Source organism: Ralstonia sp. ASV6, assembly GCF_016429285.1.
Lineage (GTDB): Bacteria > Pseudomonadota > Gammaproteobacteria > Burkholderiales > Burkholderiaceae > Ralstonia > Ralstonia flaminis.
The window spans coordinates 1-18207 of record NZ_JAELUI010000111.1 but is presented as its reverse complement, the minus strand read 5'-3'; the positions used below and the strand labels follow the sequence as shown (position 1 = coordinate 18207).

The following is an 18207-nucleotide window of genomic DNA, read 5'->3' as shown; positions in this document are numbered from 1 at the left end:
TGAAACCTGCTACCGATTCAACCACCGTGACGAGGACTTGAAACCCTTACTGCGCAAGCTTCTGCAGGCAACCCCTACCCTCGAAATTCAACCCATTTTGGTCCGGTTTGGGTAGGAATTACCCAAATAAAAAGCCCGGCCAAACTGGACCGGGCTTTTTATTGCTGTTCACGCCTTGCTTACCACATCTGGTACCACGGCTTGTCTTTCTTGCGTTGACCGAAGGCGAGGAAATCGCTGTTCGGGTAGTTCTGCTTGATGATGCGTTCGGTGTCGTCGCGCATGTCCTTCATGCCCAGCGCTTCGTACGACTTCATCATGATGTACAGCGCTTCTTCCACAGCCGGGGCGCGGTCGTAGTCCTTGATGGCATCCTGGGCGCGGTTGACGGCAGCCAGGTAAGCGCCACGGCGATAGTAGTAGCGTGCAGCGCCCACTTCATGCTCAGCCATCGCGTTGACGATGTACTGCATGCGTGCGGTCGCATCCGGCGTGTACTTGCTGTTCGGGAAGCGCGTGATCAGCGTCTTGAACGCGTCATAGGCGGCACGCGCTGCCTTCGGGTCGCGCTCGCTCAGGTCTTGATTCGAGAAGCGGCCAAGCCAGCCCAGGTTGTCGTTGAAGTTGATCAGGCCCTTGAGGTAATAGGCGTAATCGACACTGGGGTGATTCGGGTGCAACTGGATGAAGCGATCGACGGCAGCCAGCGCGGCGGCAGTTTCGCCGTCCTTGTAGTTGGCGTAAGCGGTTTCGATCTGCGCTTGCTGAGCAAACGGGCCGAACGGATAGCGGCTTTCGAGCTTTTCGTAGTACTTGACGGCCTTGGCGTAGTCGCCGCCGTCGAGCGAGTCCTTCGCTTCAGAATATAATTTGTTGGCTGACCAGCCGGCCGTTTCGTCTTGCTGTTCTGGCAGGATGCCGCAGGCCGAAATGGTCAGGCATGCAAACCCTACCGCCAACACTGCTCCGATTTGTGCGCGGATTCGTACTCCAAAACGCGCCTGCTTTACGCTCGTGACCGACATGGGCACCTTTTCTCAATGAAAAATCGCATCAAGGATTATAGCCCAAGCCCTGTGTCGAACGACGCAGCGCCTGACGTTTCCATCACTTCGCAAGAAACCGAAGACGTGCTTGACGATGAGGCGCTCGACTTGCCCACCGCCGAAAGTGCAGAGGCAACAGAGCCGATCGTCGTCAAGGTGCCTGAGGTTCTGCACGGGGAGCGTCTGGATAAGGCGCTGGCCAAATTGCTGCCCGATTACTCGCGCAGCCGCCTGCAGCAATGGATCGACGCTGGTGCCGTGCGCATGGATGGCGCAGCGGTGCGCCCGCGCGCAGCGGTATCCGGCGGGGCACGCATCGAGGTTGTGCCGCAGCGAGCGGCCGACGAGAACGCCTTCGTGGCCGAGCCGATCGACCTGGACGTCGTCTACGAAGACGACACGCTGCTCGTCATCAACAAGCCTGCTGGCTTGGTTGTGCACCCGGCGGCAGGCAACTGGAGCGGTACCGTGCTCAACGGCTTGCTGCATCGCTATCCCGATGCTGCCGAGTTGCCGCGTGCGGGCATCGTCCACCGACTCGACAAGGAGACCTCCGGCTTGATGGTCGTCGCACGTACGCTGCCTGCGCAGACCGATCTCGTGCGTCAGTTGCAGGCTCGCACGGTCAAGCGGACTTATCTGGCGCTGGTCTGGGGGGAAACGCCAGAAGAGGCCACCATCGATGCGCCGATCGGACGTGACCCGCGCGACCGCACCCGCATGGCTATCATCGAAACGGCCAGCGGCAAGCAGGCACGTACGCATTTCAAGACGCTCGACGTGGTGGATCTGGGGCGCGCTCAGGTGTCGCTGGTGCGCTGCCAGCTCGAGACCGGCCGTACGCACCAGATTCGCGTGCACTTTGAGTCCGAAGGCCACCCGCTTCTGGGCGACCCGGTGTACACGCGCAACTTCCGTCGCGGCAAGCCGCAGACGATCAAGGCGCAGTTGCCGGTGCCGTTTGCGCGGCAAGCGCTGCACGCGGTGCGCCTGGGGCTTGTGCACCCTGCATCCGGTAAGTCAGTCCATTGGACGGCAGAGGTGCCTGACGATTTCGCAGAACTGTTGGAAGCCCTGGACCTGGATCCCGATGTCGATTTCACCTGATTGGATCATCCCCGACTGGCCGGCGCATCCGCGTGTCAAGGCACTGGCAACCACGCGGCTGGGGGGTGTCAGTACCGGACCTTACGGGCTGGCTGGCGGCCTGCCGGGTGGTCTGAATCTCGGTCAACACGTGGGCGATGCGCCGGATGCCGTCGAGCAGAATCGCCGCATCCTGCGCGCCGCCGTGGCTGCAGAGCCGGTGTGGATGGAGCAGGTACACGGCACCGGCGTAGCGGACCTGGATCAACTTACCGACGTGTCGGCGCCAGTGGTGGCTGATGCGGCGGTGGCGTCCTGGCGGGATCGCGTTTGTGTGGTCATGACGGCCGATTGCCTGCCTGTGCTGCTGAGCGACGCGCGTGGTGTGACGGTTGGAGTCGCGCATGCCGGCTGGCGCGGGCTGTGCAGTGGCGTGATCGAACGCACGGTCGACGCGATGATGCAACGGCTGCGTGCCTGTGGCCAGGAAGCCGATCCGACATGGCTGGCATGGCTGGGCCCAGCGATTGGCCCATCATGCTTCGAGGTTGGCGCGGAAGTGCGGCAAGCCTTCATCGACGCGGCTCAGCCGGATGAGCTGCCGGCGACCGAAGCGGCATTCGTGAGGGGCGTGCCGGAAGGAAAGTTCTTCGCCGATCTCTACGCGCTGGCCCGGCTGCGGCTAGCTCGCGTTGGCTGCACGAACGTGTACGGCGGAGGCTTGTGCACGATGACGGACGCCGATCGCTTCTACTCGTATCGCCGCGAGCGCACGACTGGCCGCATGGCCACCCTGATCTGGCGCGCGGAATAGCGCCGGTTGATGTCAGTTGGCGCCGTCGCCGGACGCGGCGGCGTCATTCTCTGCTTCCCGTGCCCGTCTGCGCCGTTTGCGTGCCGGCGAGCCAACAATCCACAAGAAGAGCGACAGCGGCGCCACGCCGTACAGGATGAATGTGCCGATACCGGCAATCCACGATTGCTCAGTCAAGGACATCATCAAAACAACGTAAAGCCAGGCAATGGCGACGATATACATGGCGGAAGAGCGCCCGGCGTTTGCGTAATGGTGCAGTCTCGCACGAAATTGCACAGGCTGGACCATAGCCCGCCATCGTGCTTAGCCATTCAAGGGCGCCACGCCTAGGTGGATTCGGCAAAACCCTTACTGGATCACGGTTTACAGGCAATCATCGGTCAACTCCGATTGACAGCCTTGAAACGGCAAGGCAACAATGGCCCGGAATACTGCGATTTGCGCCGCACAACCACCCGGAACGGCGCGTATTGCATGCATGAGGGCACTATGGCAACGCGTCAATCCGCATCTTCCAAAGCATCTAGCGCCCACACCCAAGCCCCCTGGCAGGGCTTGCCGGATCCGGCACAATGGGCTGAACAGTTCAAGCAATGGCAAGCCTACGCGGGCGCATTCGCTCAGCCTGGCGCTGCCGCTCCTGGCCTCGGCCAGTTCAATGGCGCTCAGATGATGGGCGAGGGCGCCGTGCCCTTCGCTCTGATCCCGCCTGAGCGCCTGGCTGAAATCCAGCAAAAATACCTTGAAGAGTGGCTCCAGATCTGGCGCCATATGAGCACCGGCGATAGCGCCGAGGCCGTCGCGCCGTCTGATCGCCGCTTTGCCAACGAGGCCTGGCGCAAGAGCCCGCTCTACGGTTACGCCGCTGCCTTTTACGTGCTGAACGCTCGTACGCTGATGGAAATGGCTGATGCCGTGCAGGCCGATGCCAAGACCCGCGAGCGCGTGCGTTTTGCCGTGTCGCAATGGACGGCGGCCATGTCGCCGTCCAACTTTCTGGCGACGAACCCCGAGGCGCAGAAGCAACTGCTCGAATCGCGCGGCGAATCCCTGCGCACCGGCATTCTGAACATGCTGCAGGACATGGAGCGCGGCAAGATCTCGCAGACGGACGAGGCAGCGTTCGAGATCGGCCGCAACGTAGCCAACAGCGAAGGCGCGGTCGTTTTCGAGAACGACTACTTCCAGCTGATCCAGTACAAGCCGCTAACGGCCAAGGTGTATGCCAAGCCGCTGCTGCTGGTGCCGCCGTGCATCAACAAGTACTACATCCTCGATCTGCAGCCGGCCAATTCGCTGGTGCGCTATGCGGTGGAGCAGGGCAACACGGTGTTCCTGGTGTCGTGGCGCAACCCCGATGTCAGCATGGCCTCGCGCACCTGGGAGGACTACATCGAAGGCGGCGCGATTGAAGCCATTCGCGTGGCGCGCGAGATCTCGGCGCAAGACCAGATCAACGTACTGGGCTTCTGCGTGGGCGGCACGATTCTCTCCACGGCACTGGCCGTTCTGGCTGCACGCGGGGAGCGCCCGGCCGCGAGTCTGACGCTACTGACGACGCTGCTGGACTTTACCGACACCGGCATCCTTGACGTCTTCGTCGATCAAGCCCAGGTGGAAATGCGCGAGCAGACCATCGGCACAAATGCACCCACCGGCCCTGGCTTGTTGCGCGGCGTGGAACTGGCGAACACGTTCTCCTTCCTGCGACCGAACGATCTGGTCTGGAACTACGTGGTGGAGAACTATCTGAAGGGTAAGACGCCTGCGCCGTTCGACCTGCTGTACTGGAACGGCGATTCGACCAACCTGCCGGGCCCGTGGTACTGCTGGTATCTGCGCCATACATACCTGCAGAACGATCTGAAGGAACCAGGCAAGCTGACCGTGGGCGGCACGCCTGTCGATCTTGGCAAGATCGACGTGCCGGTCTATATCTACGGCTCGCGCGAGGACCATATTGTCCCGTGGCAATCGGCGTATGCATCGGTGCCGCTGCTCAATGGCAAGCGGCGCTTCGTGCTGGGTGCCTCGGGTCATATCGCTGGCGTCATCAACCCGCCCGCGGCCAACAAGCGCTCCCACTGGATCAATACCAAACTGCCCGAGACTGCCGATGCGTGGTTCGAGGGCGCCAAAGAGTACCCGGGCAGTTGGTGGCCCGACTGGTCGGTTTGGCTGGCGTCACATGCTGGCGCACAAAAAGCCGCCCCCAAACGCTATGGCAATGCGGACTACCCGGAGATCGAGCCCGCTCCTGGCCGTTACGTCAAACAGAAAGCGTAAGATTGCGCGCATGATCCCCCGTTGCCGTCGCGGCTGCGGCCGCCGACGGTGTCTCTGACTCTCTTTCGACTGTGGAAGGTAAGCAAATGACCGATGTTGTGATCGTATCGGCGGTTCGTACCGCCGTAGGCAAGTTTGGTGGTTCGCTGGCGAAGATTGCAGCACCTGATCTGGGTGCAGCCGTGATTCGCGAGGCGCTCTCGCGTGCGAAGGTTTCGCCGGATCAGGTGAGCGAAGTCATCATGGGGCAGGTGCTGACCGCCGGTTCGGGCCAGAACCCAGCGCGCCAGGCTGTCATCAAGGCTGGGCTGCCCAACATGGTCCCGGGCATGACCATCAACAAGGTGTGCGGCTCGGGTCTGAAGGCCGTGATGCTGGCGGCCAACGCCATCATTGCGGGCGACGCGGATATCGTCGTGGCCGGTGGCCAGGAGAACATGTCTGCCGCGCCGCACGTACTGCCGGGTTCGCGTGACGGTTTCCGTATGGGCGACGCCAAGCTCATCGACTCGATGATTGTGGACGGGCTGTGGGATGTCTACAACCAGTACCACATGGGCATCACTGCCGAGAACGTCGCCAAGGAATACGGCATCACGCGCGAGGCACAGGACGAGTTTGCCGTGGCCTCGCAGAACAAGGCAGAAGCCGCACAGAAGTCGGGCCGCTTCAACGACGAAATCGTCCCGATCCTGATTCCGCAGCGCAAGGGCGATCCGATTGCCTTTACGCAGGACGAGTTCGTCCGCCACGGTGCGACGCTGGATTCGATGGCTGGCCTGAAGCCTGCCTTCGACAAGGCTGGCACCGTCACAGCGGCCAATGCTTCGGGCCTGAACGATGGTGCTGCTGCTGTGGTCGTGATGTCTGCGGCCAAGGCCAAGGAACTGGGCCTGACGCCGCTGGCCACCATTCGTGCCTACGCCAGCGCTGGCCTGGACCCGAAGGTGATGGGCATGGGTCCGGTGCCGGCATCCAAGCGTTGCCTGTCGCGCGCTGGCTGGTCGGTGAACGATCTGGACCTGATGGAGATCAACGAGGCGTTTGCCGCGCAGGCACTGGCGGTGCATCAGCAGATGGGCTGGGATACGTCCAAGGTGAACGTCAATGGCGGCGCGATTGCCATTGGTCACCCGATCGGCGCATCGGGCTGCCGCATTCTGGTCACGCTGCTGCACGAAATGCAGAAGCGCGATGCGAAGAAGGGCCTGGCCTCGCTGTGTATCGGCGGCGGCATGGGCGTGGCGCTGGCTGTCGAGCGTCCGTAAATCTTTGTAGTGTTATCGGCGTGCGCTGAACGAAAGCAGGGCACGCCGATCCGAAGCATCTCCGCTTGAGAAAACTCAGGCGGCTTAATAACAAGGACTAGGAGTGGACATGACCAAACGCATCGCATACGTCACCGGTGGCATGGGCGGTATCGGAACGGCGATTTGCCAGCGCTTGGCGCGCGACGGCTTCATCGTTGTCGCAGGCTGCGGCCCGAATTCGCCGCGCAAGGCAAAGTGGCTCGAGCAGCAGAAGGCGCTGGGCTTTGATTTCGTCCCGTCCGAAGGCAACGTCGGTGATTGGGAGTCGACCAAGGCCGCGTTCGACAAGGTCAAGGCTGAAGTGGGTGAGGTGGATGTCCTCATCAACAACGCCGGCATTACGCGTGACGTGGTGTTCCGCAAGATGACCCGAGCGGATTGGGATGCTGTGATCGACACCAACCTCACGTCGCTGTTCAACGTGACTAAGCAGGTGATCGACGGCATGGTCGACCGTGGCTGGGGCCGCATCGTCAACATCTCGTCGGTGAACGGTCAGAAGGGGCAGTTTGGCCAGACCAACTACTCGACGGCCAAGGCTGGCTTGCACGGCTTCACGATGGCGCTGGCACAGGAAGTGGCGACCAAGGGCGTGACGGTGAACACCGTGTCGCCGGGCTATATCGCAACCGACATGGTGAAAGCGATTCGTCAGGATGTGCTCGACAAGATCGTCGGCACGATCCCGGTCAAGCGCCTGGGTGAGCCGACGGAAATCGCTTCGATCTGCGCATGGCTGGCGTCCGAAGAGTCGGGCTTCTCAACTGGCGCTGACTTCTCCCTCAACGGCGGCCTGCACATGGGCTGACCTTCAAGCGCCCATGCTGCGGTATTGCTGCAGCATGGGCGCAGCAATTTTCCCCCAGAAACCCGCTTTTGCCTGTTTGGTGCTGCGATGCTCAAGTGCGTTGCAGCAGTGCTCTTGCGCTTATCTTCGTCGCGCATTCGTGTGCATGAGCCGTATCAAAATGCTGCGGGTTTCTACCGGGGGAGGTCGCCTTTTCTTTGCATGGCGATCCGCATAGAATCCAATCACGGAGGCGCTCCGCAGGGAGACAAGGGGCGTCCGATCATAACCGGATGCATCTGCGTGGCTACATTCCTACGCAGATCGGAATAGCCGGGCAATCGCGTATTTTGCTGCACCGCTTGGTGTAGTCATTTCGCACTGCATCGGCTGCACCGCAGCAGCATCGCCAACACGGAAAGGCATGATGGCCACCAGCAAGAAGGGTACCGAACGGCTGATCAAGAAATATCCCAACCGCCGGCTCTACGACACCCAGACCAGCACCTACATCACGCTCGCAGACGTCAAGCAGCTCGTGATGGAGACCGAGGAGTTTCGCGTCGTCGACGCGAAGTCCGGCGAAGATCTGACCCGCAGCATCCTGCTGCAGATCATTCTGGAAGAGGAGACCGGCGGCGTGCCGATGTTCTCCGGCTCGATGCTGGCGCAGATCATCCGCTTCTACGGCAATGCCATGCAGGGGATGATGGGCACGTATCTGGAAAAGAACATCCAGGCATTCGTCGACATCCAGAGCAAGCTGGCCGAGAACTCGAAGGATCTCTACAGCGGCAACAGCTTCAACCCTGACATGTGGTCGCAGTTCATGAACATGCAGGGGCCGATGATGCAAGGCATGATGAGCAACTACATTGAGCAGAGCAAAAACCTGTTCGTGCAGATGCAGGAGCAGATGCAGAGCCAAGCCAAGAACATGTTCGGGACGTTCCCGTTCAACCAGCCGCCCGAAAAGAAGTAGGTCGGGCTGATTTGGCAGGCAAGGGCGAATCGCGCGGCGGTTCGCCTTTTTTGTTTGGACGATGGGAATAAGGCGACAGGGTAAAATGCGCGGCCTCACGGGCTGATGCGTGCGCCTTACGCGTCACCTCAAGATATCGATTTCCCGCTTCGATCATTTCCATGTCCAACCTCAGCTTCCGGCATATTGACCGGCTGGCCGCTTTCGCATGAGCCGTCTTTTGCTCGCCCCGATGGAGGGCGTCGCGGATTTCGTCATGCGCGACACGCTGACCAGCGCCGGTGGCTTCGATGGGTGTGTCTCCGAGTTTGTCCGGGTGACGGGCTCCTTGCTGCCCCTGCGCACCTACGAGCGCGAGACGCCCGAAATCGCCAACGGTGGCTACACCGCCAGCGGCACACCCATGGTTGTTCAGTTTCTCGGTAGCGACCCGGAATGGCTTGCTCGGAACGCCGCGTACGCTGCGACCTTGTCACCGCACGGAATCGACCTGAACTTCGGCTGCCCGGCCAAAGTGGTGAATCGACACGGCGGCGGCGCCATGCTGCTCGATACGCCAGAAGTGCTGCACACGATCGTGGCGGCGGTGCGGGCCGCCGTTCCGCAACACATTGCGGTGACGGCCAAGATGCGCTTGGGGGTCTCCGATACGTCGCGCGCGATTGAGTGCGCGACCGCCCTGGCCGAAGGCGGTGCGGTGTCGCTGGTTGTGCATGCCCGCACACGCGATCATGGCTATCGCCCGCCAGCCCATTGGGACTGGATTGCGCGTATCGCGGATGCTGTACATGTGCCCGTCATCGCGAATGGCGAAGTCTGGACCGTGGGTGATTGGGAGCGCTGCCGCGCCGTCAGCGGTTGCGATGACGTGATGATCGGCCGCGGCGCCGTGTCCGATCCGTTCCTGGCCCAACGCATTCGCGGGCGGATGGAGCCGGAGCCCTCCGCCGCGGAATGGCCGATAGTGCTGGGTTTTCTTGCCGACTATCTGAAGAAGCTGCACGCGCGTATCTTGTCGAAGCACGAGCATGGCCGGGTCAAGTTGTGGCTCGGTTACCTGAAACGGACGTGGCCGCAGGCGGCTGCGTTGCACGATGCGATCCGGCGCCTGCAGGACCCAATGGAAATCCAGCGCGTGATTGAGCATGCGCTGCATCAGGGTGGCCGGCAGACGGCTCTGGCAGGGTAAAATGCGCATCCGCGCGGCGCGCATGGACGTACCGAAACCATGTCAAGCGCGCGGCACAAACACTCCCCACATCAGGTTGTCCCCATGTCCGACGTTAGTACCCAGAGCCCGAAAGTTGGCTTCGTTTCGCTTGGTTGTCCAAAGGCTTTGGTCGACTCCGAGCAGATCATCACCCAGCTCCGCGCGGAGGGGTATGAGATCTCCGGTACGTATGGCGGGGCGGACCTGGTGGTCGTCAACACCTGCGGCTTCATCGACGAGGCGGTGCAGGAAAGCCTGGATGCCATTGGCGAAGCGCTGGCCGAGAACGGCAAGGTGATCGTCACGGGCTGCCTGGGCGCCAAGAAAGATGCTGCCGGCCAGGACATCATCACCAGCGTGCACCCGAAGGTGCTGGCCGTGACAGGCCCCCACGCGCTGGGCGAAGTGATGGAAGCGGTGCACACGCACCTGCCCAAGCCGCATGACCCATTCATCGACCTGGTGCCGCCGCAGGGCATCAAGCTTACGCCCAAGCACTACGCGTATCTGAAGATTTCCGAGGGCTGCAACCACCGCTGCAGCTTCTGCATCATCCCGTCGATGCGTGGCGACCTCGTCTCGCGCCCGGTGGCGGAAGTGATGCTGGAGGCAGAAAACCTGCTGAAGGCCGGCGTGAAAGAGCTGCTGGTGATTTCGCAGGACACCAGCGCTTACGGTGTCGACGTCAAATTCCGCACCGGTTTCTGGAACGGTCGTCCGCTCAAGACGCGCATGACCGAGCTGGTCGCCGCGCTGGGTGAACTGGCTTCGCAATACGGTGCCTGGGTGCGCTTGCACTACGTCTACCCGTATCCGAGCGTGGACGAAGTGATGCCGCTGATGGCCGAGGGCAAGGTGCTGCCGTACCTCGACGTGCCGCTGCAGCACGCCCACCCGGATGTGCTCAAGCGCATGAAGCGTCCGGCCAATGCAGAGAAAACGCTCGACCGCATCCGCGCCTGGCGCGAGGTGTGCCCGGAGCTGACCATCCGCAGCACGTTCATCGCCGGTTTCCCGGGTGAGACGGAAGAAGAGTTCCAAACGCTGCTCGACTTCATCGCCGAGGCCGAACTGGACCGTGTGGGCTGCTTCGCCTACTCGCCGGTGGAAGGCGCGACCGCCAACGACCTGCCGGGCGCGCTGCCCGATGAGGTGCGTGAAGAGCGCCGCGCGCGATTCATGGAAGTGGCGGAGCGTGTGTCGGCTCGTCGCCTGCAGCGCAAGGTCGGCAAGTCGCTGCGCGTGCTGGTGGATGAGGTGAATCAGGACGGTGGTATCGGCCGCTCGTCGGCGGATGCGCCGGAAATTGACGGTCTGGTCTACATCGCGCCGCCGTCCAAGCCCTACAAGCGCTACAAGGCGGGCGATTTCGTATCGGTCAAAATCACCGGTGCGGATGGCCACGACCTGTGGGGCGAAGTCTGAGTTTCAGGCTGCGCCCATTAGGTAATCGCACCTAAAATTTGCGAACGATCGTTCGTTTATACTGGCCGCCATCCAATTCTTAATTGCATGGAGACAGCAATGGCACGTGAAGTGGTGGTGGTCAGCGGCGTTCGTACCGCAATCGGGACGTTTGGCGGCAGCCTGAAGGACGTGGCGCCGTGTGAACTGGGTGCATTGGTCGTGCGCGAGGCACTCGCCCGTGCCGGCGTGAAGGGCGAGGAGGTCGGTCATGTGGTGTTCGGCCACGTCATCAACACCGAGCCCCGCGACATGTACCTCTCGCGCGTGGCAGCTGTGAACGGTGGCGTATCGGCTGAAACGCCTGCGTTCAACGTCAACCGTCTGTGCGGCTCCGGCCTGCAGGCCGTGGTGAACGCTGCGCAGACCGTCCTGCTGGGTGACGCCGATATTGCCATCGCCGGTGGTGCCGAAAGCATGAGCCGCGCGCCGTACCTCGCGCCGGCTGCCCGCTGGGGCTCGCGCATGGGCGACGCCAAGATGGTCGACATGATGCTGGGCGCGCTGCACGACCCGTTCCACTCCATCCACATGGGCGTGACGGCGGAGAACGTTGCCAAGGAGTTCGGCATCAGCCGTGAGCAGCAGGACCAGACCGCGCTGGAATCGCACCAGCGGGCCTCGCGCGCCATCCAGGCCGGCTACTTCAAAGACCAGATCGTTCCGGTGACGATCAAGTCGCGCAAGGGCGACATCCAGTTTGATACGGATGAGCACGTCCGCCACGATGCGACCATCGACGACATGACCAAGCTCAAGCCGGTCTTCGTCAAGGAAAACGGCACAGTCACGGCTGGCAATGCTTCGGGCCTGAACGATGCTGGCGCCGCACTGGTGCTGATGGAGCGGTCGGTCGCGGAGAAGCGCGGCCTGAAGCCGCTGGCGCGCCTGGTGTCATACGGCCACGCTGGCGTGGATCCGAAGATCATGGGGATCGGTCCGGTGCCGGCTACGCGCAAGGCATTGGAGCGCGCTGGCCTGTCGGTCAAGGATCTGGACGTGATCGAAGCCAACGAAGCGTTTGCCGCGCAGGCTTGTGCCGTGACGAAGGAACTCGGCCTGGACCCGGCCAAGGTCAACCCGAACGGCTCGGGCATCTCGCTCGGCCACCCGATCGGCGCAACGGGCGCTCTGATTACGGTGAAGGCGCTGCACGAGCTGCAGCGCATTGGTGGTCGCTACGCGCTGGTGACCATGTGTATTGGTGGAGGACAAGGCATTGCGGCGGTGTTCGAACGCATCTGAACGCTTTCTTCTGATTGAGCGCCCGACTGGGCCGGCCGGCGCGTTGTTCGCGCTGGTGCTGGCCTTGGGCGCTGCGGGGGTGACAACGGCGTCTGCCCAGACGCCGGCTGCCAACAACGGCTATGACGTGTCGACCGGTGGCGCCAACGTGCAGCCGGGCGACCTTGGCCTGAATCGCGCCATTGCGGATGGCGACAAGCGGCGCGCTGCCAAGGCGGGTAATGGGTTCTCCACCCAGACCGGCCAACCCCACGTGCTGCAGCCCCAGCCCGATTACGCAAAGTATCCCGTCTACACCGGCGTCATCGGTGATGTGCCGATCCACATGCGCCTCGGCCGCAAGCCCGGTGAGATCGACAGCGTCCACGGCGAGTACACGGCGGGCAAAGGCCCGGGCGTGCGCCTTGTCACCGGCGAATATGAAAATGGCGGCTTCCTGATGGAAGAGTCCGACGACGGCACGAACGTCACCGGCACATGGGAAGGCGCTATCGACACGCACGGCATCGTGCACGGCACCTGGACGGATGTTGCGCACGGCGGCAATACGCTGCCATTCGTGCTGCGGCCGGTCGCTGTGGTGGTGATTCCCCCATACGATGCCGGTGCCAACAGCAATGCTGTGACGCCAGCCACGCCGCTGGTGCCCGCTGCACCTGGGCAGATCGCCCCGGCGCCGGCGCTACCGCCCGTCAATCCCGCGCGATCGGGCGCGCACTGGTAAGCTGCCGGGTCAGGTGCCCGCAGCTCCTTGCGCTGCACGTACGCTACTCGCCAGGAATCTTTCGTGACCGACGATACCAAGCTCCCGCCCAAGTTTCCCGCAACCCTGGCTGTGCATCCGGACCTGAATGTCCCGCCGGGTTTCGCCGCGTTTTCGCACGCCACGCATCGCGCCTCGACCGTGGTGTTCAAGAACCTCGCCGACATGCGCGCGTTCGGCAGCGGCAGTGTGGTGCACTGGCGTTACGGCCTGCATGCCACGCCGACCTCCGACGCACTGTGCCAAGCGCTCGCACAGATCGAGGGCGGTTCGCATGCGCTGCTGCTGCCCTCGGGTCTGGCTGCGATTTCGCTGGTGTACTTCGCGCTCATCAAGTCCGGCGACGACGTACTGATCCCAGACAACGCCTACGGCCCGAACCGTGACCATGGTGAATGGATGGCGCGCCAGTTTGGCATCACCGTGCGCTATTACGACCCCATGATCGGCGCCGGCATTACCGATCTGATCCGCCACAACACCAAGCTGGTGTGGCTGGAAGCACCGGGTTCGGTGACGATGGAGGTGCCTGATTGCACGGCCATCGCCGAGGCGGCCCGCGCAGCTGGTGCCATCACGGCCATCGATAACACCTGGAGCGGCGGTGTGTACTACCAGCCGTTCGCGCACGGCATCGACATCTCCGTGCAGGCGCTGACCAAGTACCAGTCGGGTGGCAGCGACGTGCTGATGGGTGCCACCATCACCAACGACGAGGCGTTACACCACAAGCTGCTGGCGACGCGCATGCGCATGGGCTGGGGGGTCTCGGCGGACGATTGCTATTTTGTACTGCGCGGCTTGCCGAGCCTGCCGACGCGCCTGGCGGCACACGATGCCCATGCGCGTGAAGTGGCTGAATGGCTGGCTGACCGGCCTGAAGTCGTACGCGTACTGCACCCGGCGCTACCCAGCTGCCCGGGCCATGAATTCTGGAAGCGCGACTTTACCGGCGCGAGCGGCTTGTTTTCGATCGTGCTGCACGAGCGCTATTCGCAGGCGCAGATCGACGCCTTCATCGAAAGCTTGCGCTACTTTGCGATCGGTTTTTCGTGGGGTGGGGCAAACAGCCTGGCATTGCCCTACAACATCCCGTCGATGCGTACGGCGACGGCTTGGCCGCCGGCCGATTGGGAGAACGCGGGTGGTTTCGTGCGCCTGTATATCGGCCTGGAAGACCCGCGTGATTTGATCGCCGATCTGAAGCAGGCGATGGAGACGCACCTGCGGGCTTGATCTGGTCGGTCTGCCAGGGCACTGGAGCGGGGCGCACAGGTTGCGCCCCGTTTTGATTTCTCCAACCGGTGCCGGTGGTTGGAGCTTTACTGCTGCGGGAAGAGATTCAGCAACCCGTCCAGGCCGACAACGTTGAACGCCACATCGGCCTGTGCCTGCACGATGGGCTTGGCGCGGAACGCCACCGACAAGCCCGCCACGCCCATCATCTTCAAATCGTTCGAGCCGTCGCCCATGGCGATGGCGTTATGCGGCGTTACGCCCATGTCCTTGCAGAACGCCTTGAGCGTCTGCGCCTTCACGTCGGCATTGACGATCTCGCCGAGCACGCGGCCAGTCAGCTTTCCATCCACGATCTCCAGGGTATTGGCGCGCGTACGGTCGAGCCCCAGACGCTCTTGCAGGCGCGAGGTGAAAAACTCGAAGCCACCCGACACCAGCAGTGTGCGGATGCCCATTGCCTGTACGGCCTTGAGCATCTTTTCTGCGCCCAGTGAGAGCTGCAAGCGTTCGTTGTAGACGCGCTCCAGCACGCTCGCATCCAGTCCCTTGAGCAGCTCCACACGGCGCGTCAGGCTTTCGTTGAAATCCTTGATCTCACCGCGCATCGAGGCCTCGGTGATGGCGGCCACCTGCGGCTTGAGCCCGCAGAAGTCCGCAATCTCGTCGATGCATTCGATGGTGATCAGCGTGGAATCCATATCCATCGCCAGCACGCGGAAGTCCCCAAAGGTCCATTCGTCTGGAATCCACGCGTAGTCCAGCTTCAGGTTGGCGCAGATGGCGTCGAGCTGGACGCGCAGCTCGCTGGGCAGCTCATGCACCCATTCGATGGCAGCGACGTTGGGCGCGCGCATTTCAAATGCAGCGGTGCCGAACAGGCTGCGGACGGACTCGATATCGCCGGTGGACAGCGGCGACAGGCTTTGCAGGACGACAGGCATGGGAGGACGGGGAAAGGATGCGCCGGGGAAGCGCGCTATTGTAGCGAAGCCCCCGGTAGGAATGCGCCCCACAAAAAGGTGAGGCGCGCGCAGCACAAAACTCAGGCGGAGGCCGTCTCCGCCGTCAAGCTGTGGGCGACCTTGGCGAGGAAGCGGTCGCAGGCGTCGAGTTGTGCCAGCTCCACGTATTCGTTGGCCTTGTGCGCTTGCTCGATGTTGCCGGGGCCGCACAGCACGGCCGGAATGCCGGCGCGCTGGAACAAGCCGGCCTCGGTGCCGTAGGCAACCTTGCGCTTGTCGTTGTCTTCGGTCAGCACGCGCACGAGTTGCGTGATGGCGGCCTGCTCAGAGGCGTCCAACGATGGCGCAGCGGCAATCTCAGCCAGTTCGATGCGCGCGTCCGGGTGTTCCCGCTGCATGGCGGGCTCGATGGTTTCGCGAACATAGCGTTCCACGCGCGTCCGGATGGCCGGCGCATCCACACCCGGCAGATTGCGGAACTCGAACACGAATTCGCACAGCGCCGGAATCGTGTTGAGCGCGATCCCGCCGTTGATCAGTCCCGTGGACGACGTGGTGAACGGCACATCAAACGCTTCGTCAAATGGGCCCTGGGCGCGGAATTCATCGGCCAGATCGCGCACAAAGCAGATGATGCGCGCGGCGTACTCAATGGCGTTGACGCCCTGCGGCGTGAGCGACGAATGCGCGGCGCGGCCATGCACGCGGCAGCGGTAAGCATTGATGCCCTTGTGCGCGACGATGGGGCGCATGGAGGTGGGCTCGCCGACGATGCAGCCGGCAGGTTTGATTCCACGTGCGATCAGGTCTTCGATCATGCGCGGGGCGCCTACGCAGCCGACTTCTTCGTCGTACGACAGCGCAAGATGTACTGGTTCACGCAACTTGGCTTGCAGCAGCGAAGGCACCAGCGCCAGCGACGACGCGATGAAGCCCTTCATGTCACACGTACCGCGCCCGTAGAGCTTGCCGTCGCGGATTTCGGGTGTGAAAGGGTCGCTGTCCCACTTCTGGCCGTCCACCGGCACCACATCGGTGTGGCCCGACAGCACGATGCCGCCTTGCACGCTGCCGTTGGCGGCGGGAATGGTGGCGAACAGGTTGGCCTTGTTGCGCTCATCGTTGTGCGAGAGATGCGATTCAAGACCGGCGCCGCGCAGATAGTCGCGCACGGTTTCAATCAGCGCGAGGTTGGAGCCGCGGCTGGTGGTGTCGAAACTGACCAGTTTGCGGGTCCAATCGAGCGTAGAGAGAGCGGTGCTCATGGTGTGTCCTTCTATGTTTTTTCTTTGATCGGGTGATGCTAGCGCATCAGCTCAATTGCCGCATGGCGTGGCGAATCGTCTGCGCCAACGCGGCCGTCTCGGCGGGGATGTTCTCGATGCGCAGCCGGTCTTGCCCGGCCAGCTTGATCTGCCGATTCTTCTGCACGAGGTCGATGATCTTGATGGCGTCCACCGGCGGGTTGGGTACGAAATGCAGCGTGACCGCCTCCGCGCCCTTATCGATCTTGCGGATGCCCAGCGGTACGGCTGCGATGCGCAGGCGGTGCGTCTCGATGAGTGACTGCGCCTGCGGCGGCAGCTTGCCGAAGCGGTCGATCAGCTCTTCCTGGATGTTGTCGATGGTCTCGCTGCTCTCGCAGTTGGCCAGGCGCTTGTAGAGCGACAGGCGCTCCTGCACATCGCCACAATAGTCCTGCGGCAGCAGGGCGGGCGTGCCGAGGTTGATCTCGGTGGTGGCCGCCAGCGGCGCCATCAGGTCGGGTTCCTTGCCGGCCTTGAGCGACTTCACCGCCTGGTTGAGCATGTCGGTGTAGAGCTGGAAGCCGATCTCGGAAATCTCGCCCGATTGTTTGTCGCCCAGTACCTCGCCGGCGCCGCGAATTTCCAGATCATGCATTGCCAGATAGAAACCCGAACCCAGCTCTTCCATCTGCTGAATGGCTTCCAGTCGGCGCTGCGCCTGTTTGGTCAGGCCGTCCAGATCGTGTGCCAGCAGATACGCATACGCCTGGTGGTGCGAGCGCCCGACGCGGCCACGCAACTGGTGAAGCTGCGCCAGACCGAATTTGTCGGCGCGGTGGATCAGGATCGTGTTGGCGGTCGGTACGTCGATGCCGGTTTCGATAATCGTCGTGCACAGCAGGATGTTGGCGCGCTGGGCCACGAAATCGCGCATCACGCGTTCCAGCTCGCGCTCGTGCATCTGGCCGTGGGCGACCACCACGCGGGCCTCGGGAATGAGTTCCTCCAGCTTGGCGCGCTTGTTCTCGATGGTCTCGACCTCGTTGTGCAGGAAGTAGACCTGGCCGCCACGCTTCAACTCACGCAGGATGGCCTCGCGCAGCACGCCGTCTTCTTCGCGGCGCAGGAAGGTCTTGATGGCCAAGCGCTTTTGCGGCGCGGTGGCGATGACCGAGAAATCGCGCAGGCCTTCCAGTGCCATGCCCAGCGTACGCGGGATCGGCGTGGCGGTGAGCGTGAGCACGTCCACCTCAGCGCGCAACGTCTTGAGCGCCTCTTTCTGGCGCACGCCAAAGCGGTGTTCCTCGTCGATGATGACGAGCCCCAGCCGGTTGAACTTCACGTCCGGCGAGAGCAGCTTGTGCGTGCCGATCACGATGTCGATGGTGCCGGCGTTGATGGCTTCGATAGCGCCGTCGATTTCCTTCTTGTTCTTGAAGCGCGAGATCTCGGCGATGCGCACCGGCCAATCGGCAAAGCGGTCGACCAGCGTCTGGTAGTGCTGCTCGGCCAGCAGCGTGGTCGGCGCGAGGATGGCGACCTGCTTGCCGCCCATCACCGCCACAAACGCGGCGCGCAGGGCGACTTCCGTCTTGCCGAAGCCGACGTCGCCGCACACGAGGCGGTCCATCGGCTTGCCGGAGGTCATGTCAGCGATGACGGCGGCAATGGCGGCGGCCTGGTCCGGCGTTTCTTCAAAACCGAAGCTCTCCGCAAACTTGACGTAGTCCTCCGGCGTGAGCGGGAAGGCGAAGCCCTGGCGC

At 62.7% G+C, this 18207-nt stretch carries 16 protein-coding genes; 11 read left to right on the top strand and 5 right to left on the bottom strand.

Translation table 11 applies throughout. From position 1 onward, the window contains the following. Positions 1-179: 179 nt before the first annotated feature. The gene (locus JHD73_RS20040) at positions 180-1025 is read right to left on the bottom strand and encodes an outer membrane protein assembly factor BamD (protein WP_199031982.1); all 846 of its coding nucleotides are present in this window, start codon (positions 1023-1025) and stop codon (positions 180-182) included. Positions 1026-1040: 15 nt separating this feature from the next. Here JHD73_RS20040 and JHD73_RS20035 point away from each other — a divergent pair, with 15 nt between their 5' ends. Continuing rightward, complete coding sequence (locus tag JHD73_RS20035; RefSeq protein WP_199031981.1) at positions 1041-2153, top strand: RluA family pseudouridine synthase; 1113 nt, start codon at positions 1041-1043, stop codon at positions 2151-2153. After that, on the top strand, positions 2137-2946 hold the full coding sequence (gene pgeF / locus JHD73_RS20030; protein WP_199031980.1) for a peptidoglycan editing factor PgeF: 810 nt from the start codon (positions 2137-2139) through the stop codon (positions 2944-2946). Before JHD73_RS20035 ends, pgeF begins: the two co-directional genes overlap by 17 nt. A gap of 12 nt (positions 2947-2958) precedes the next feature. On the opposite strand, the gene JHD73_RS20025 is transcribed toward pgeF, so the two are convergent. Then, positions 2959-3171, bottom strand: a complete 213-nt coding sequence (locus JHD73_RS20025; RefSeq protein ID WP_199031979.1) for a hypothetical protein — start codon at positions 3169-3171, stop codon at positions 2959-2961. A 267-nt stretch (positions 3172-3438) separates the two neighbouring features. On the opposite strand from JHD73_RS20025, the gene phaC reads away from it, so the two are divergent. From phaC to JHD73_RS19980, 9 genes are all read left to right on the top strand, one after another. Next, positions 3439-5235 carry a class I poly(R)-hydroxyalkanoic acid synthase gene (gene phaC / locus JHD73_RS20020; protein WP_199031978.1) on the top strand — a complete coding sequence of 599 codons (1797 nt, stop codon included), beginning with the start codon at positions 3439-3441 and terminating at the stop codon, positions 5233-5235. Between the two features lie 86 nt (positions 5236-5321). Next, positions 5322-6503 (top strand): acetyl-CoA C-acetyltransferase, encoded by a 1182-nt coding sequence (locus tag JHD73_RS20015; protein WP_199031977.1) that lies wholly within the window; start codon positions 5322-5324, stop codon positions 6501-6503. Between the two features lie 109 nt (positions 6504-6612). Beyond that, positions 6613-7353: a 3-ketoacyl-ACP reductase gene (locus JHD73_RS20010; protein ID WP_199031976.1), complete on the top strand. Its 741-nt coding sequence runs from the start codon at positions 6613-6615 to the stop codon at positions 7351-7353. 406 nt (positions 7354-7759) lie between these two features. Further along, positions 7760-8314 (top strand): polyhydroxyalkanoate synthesis repressor PhaR, encoded by a 555-nt coding sequence (gene phaR / locus JHD73_RS20005; protein WP_021194616.1) that lies wholly within the window; start codon positions 7760-7762, stop codon positions 8312-8314. Between the two features lie 208 nt (positions 8315-8522). After that, positions 8523-9503 (top strand): tRNA-dihydrouridine synthase, encoded by a 981-nt coding sequence (locus tag JHD73_RS20000; protein ID WP_199031975.1) that lies wholly within the window; start codon positions 8523-8525, stop codon positions 9501-9503. Between the two features lie 84 nt (positions 9504-9587). Further along, on the top strand, positions 9588-10949 hold the full coding sequence (gene rimO / locus JHD73_RS19995; protein WP_048932503.1) for a 30S ribosomal protein S12 methylthiotransferase RimO: 1362 nt from the start codon (positions 9588-9590) through the stop codon (positions 10947-10949). A gap of 99 nt (positions 10950-11048) precedes the next feature. Then, on the top strand, positions 11049-12233 hold the full coding sequence (bktB, locus tag JHD73_RS19990; protein WP_199031974.1) for a beta-ketothiolase BktB: 1185 nt from the start codon (positions 11049-11051) through the stop codon (positions 12231-12233). After that, positions 12208-12957: a hypothetical protein gene (locus JHD73_RS19985; protein ID WP_199031973.1), complete on the top strand. Its 750-nt coding sequence runs from the start codon at positions 12208-12210 to the stop codon at positions 12955-12957. The genes bktB and JHD73_RS19985 overlap by 26 nt, the downstream gene beginning before the upstream one ends. Positions 12958-13020: 63 nt before the next feature. After that, positions 13021-14232, top strand: a complete 1212-nt coding sequence (locus JHD73_RS19980) for a cystathionine beta-lyase (RefSeq protein ID WP_199031972.1) — start codon at positions 13021-13023, stop codon at positions 14230-14232. 86 nt (positions 14233-14318) lie between these two features. Here the strand turns inward: JHD73_RS19980 and serB are convergent, their stop codons facing one another. From serB to JHD73_RS19965, 3 genes are all read right to left on the bottom strand, one after another. Then, entirely contained in the window at positions 14319-15176 is an 858-nt protein-coding gene (gene serB, locus JHD73_RS19975) for a phosphoserine phosphatase SerB (RefSeq protein WP_199031971.1), read from the bottom strand. 101 nt (positions 15177-15277) lie between these two features. Beyond that, on the bottom strand, positions 15278-16462 hold the full coding sequence (argE, locus tag JHD73_RS19970) for an acetylornithine deacetylase (RefSeq protein WP_199031970.1): 1185 nt from the start codon (positions 16460-16462) through the stop codon (positions 15278-15280). 46 nt (positions 16463-16508) lie between these two features. Continuing rightward, positions 16509-18207, bottom strand: a 1699-nt coding sequence (locus JHD73_RS19965; protein WP_199031969.1) for a TRCF domain-containing protein, incomplete at its 5' end; no start/stop codon positions are given.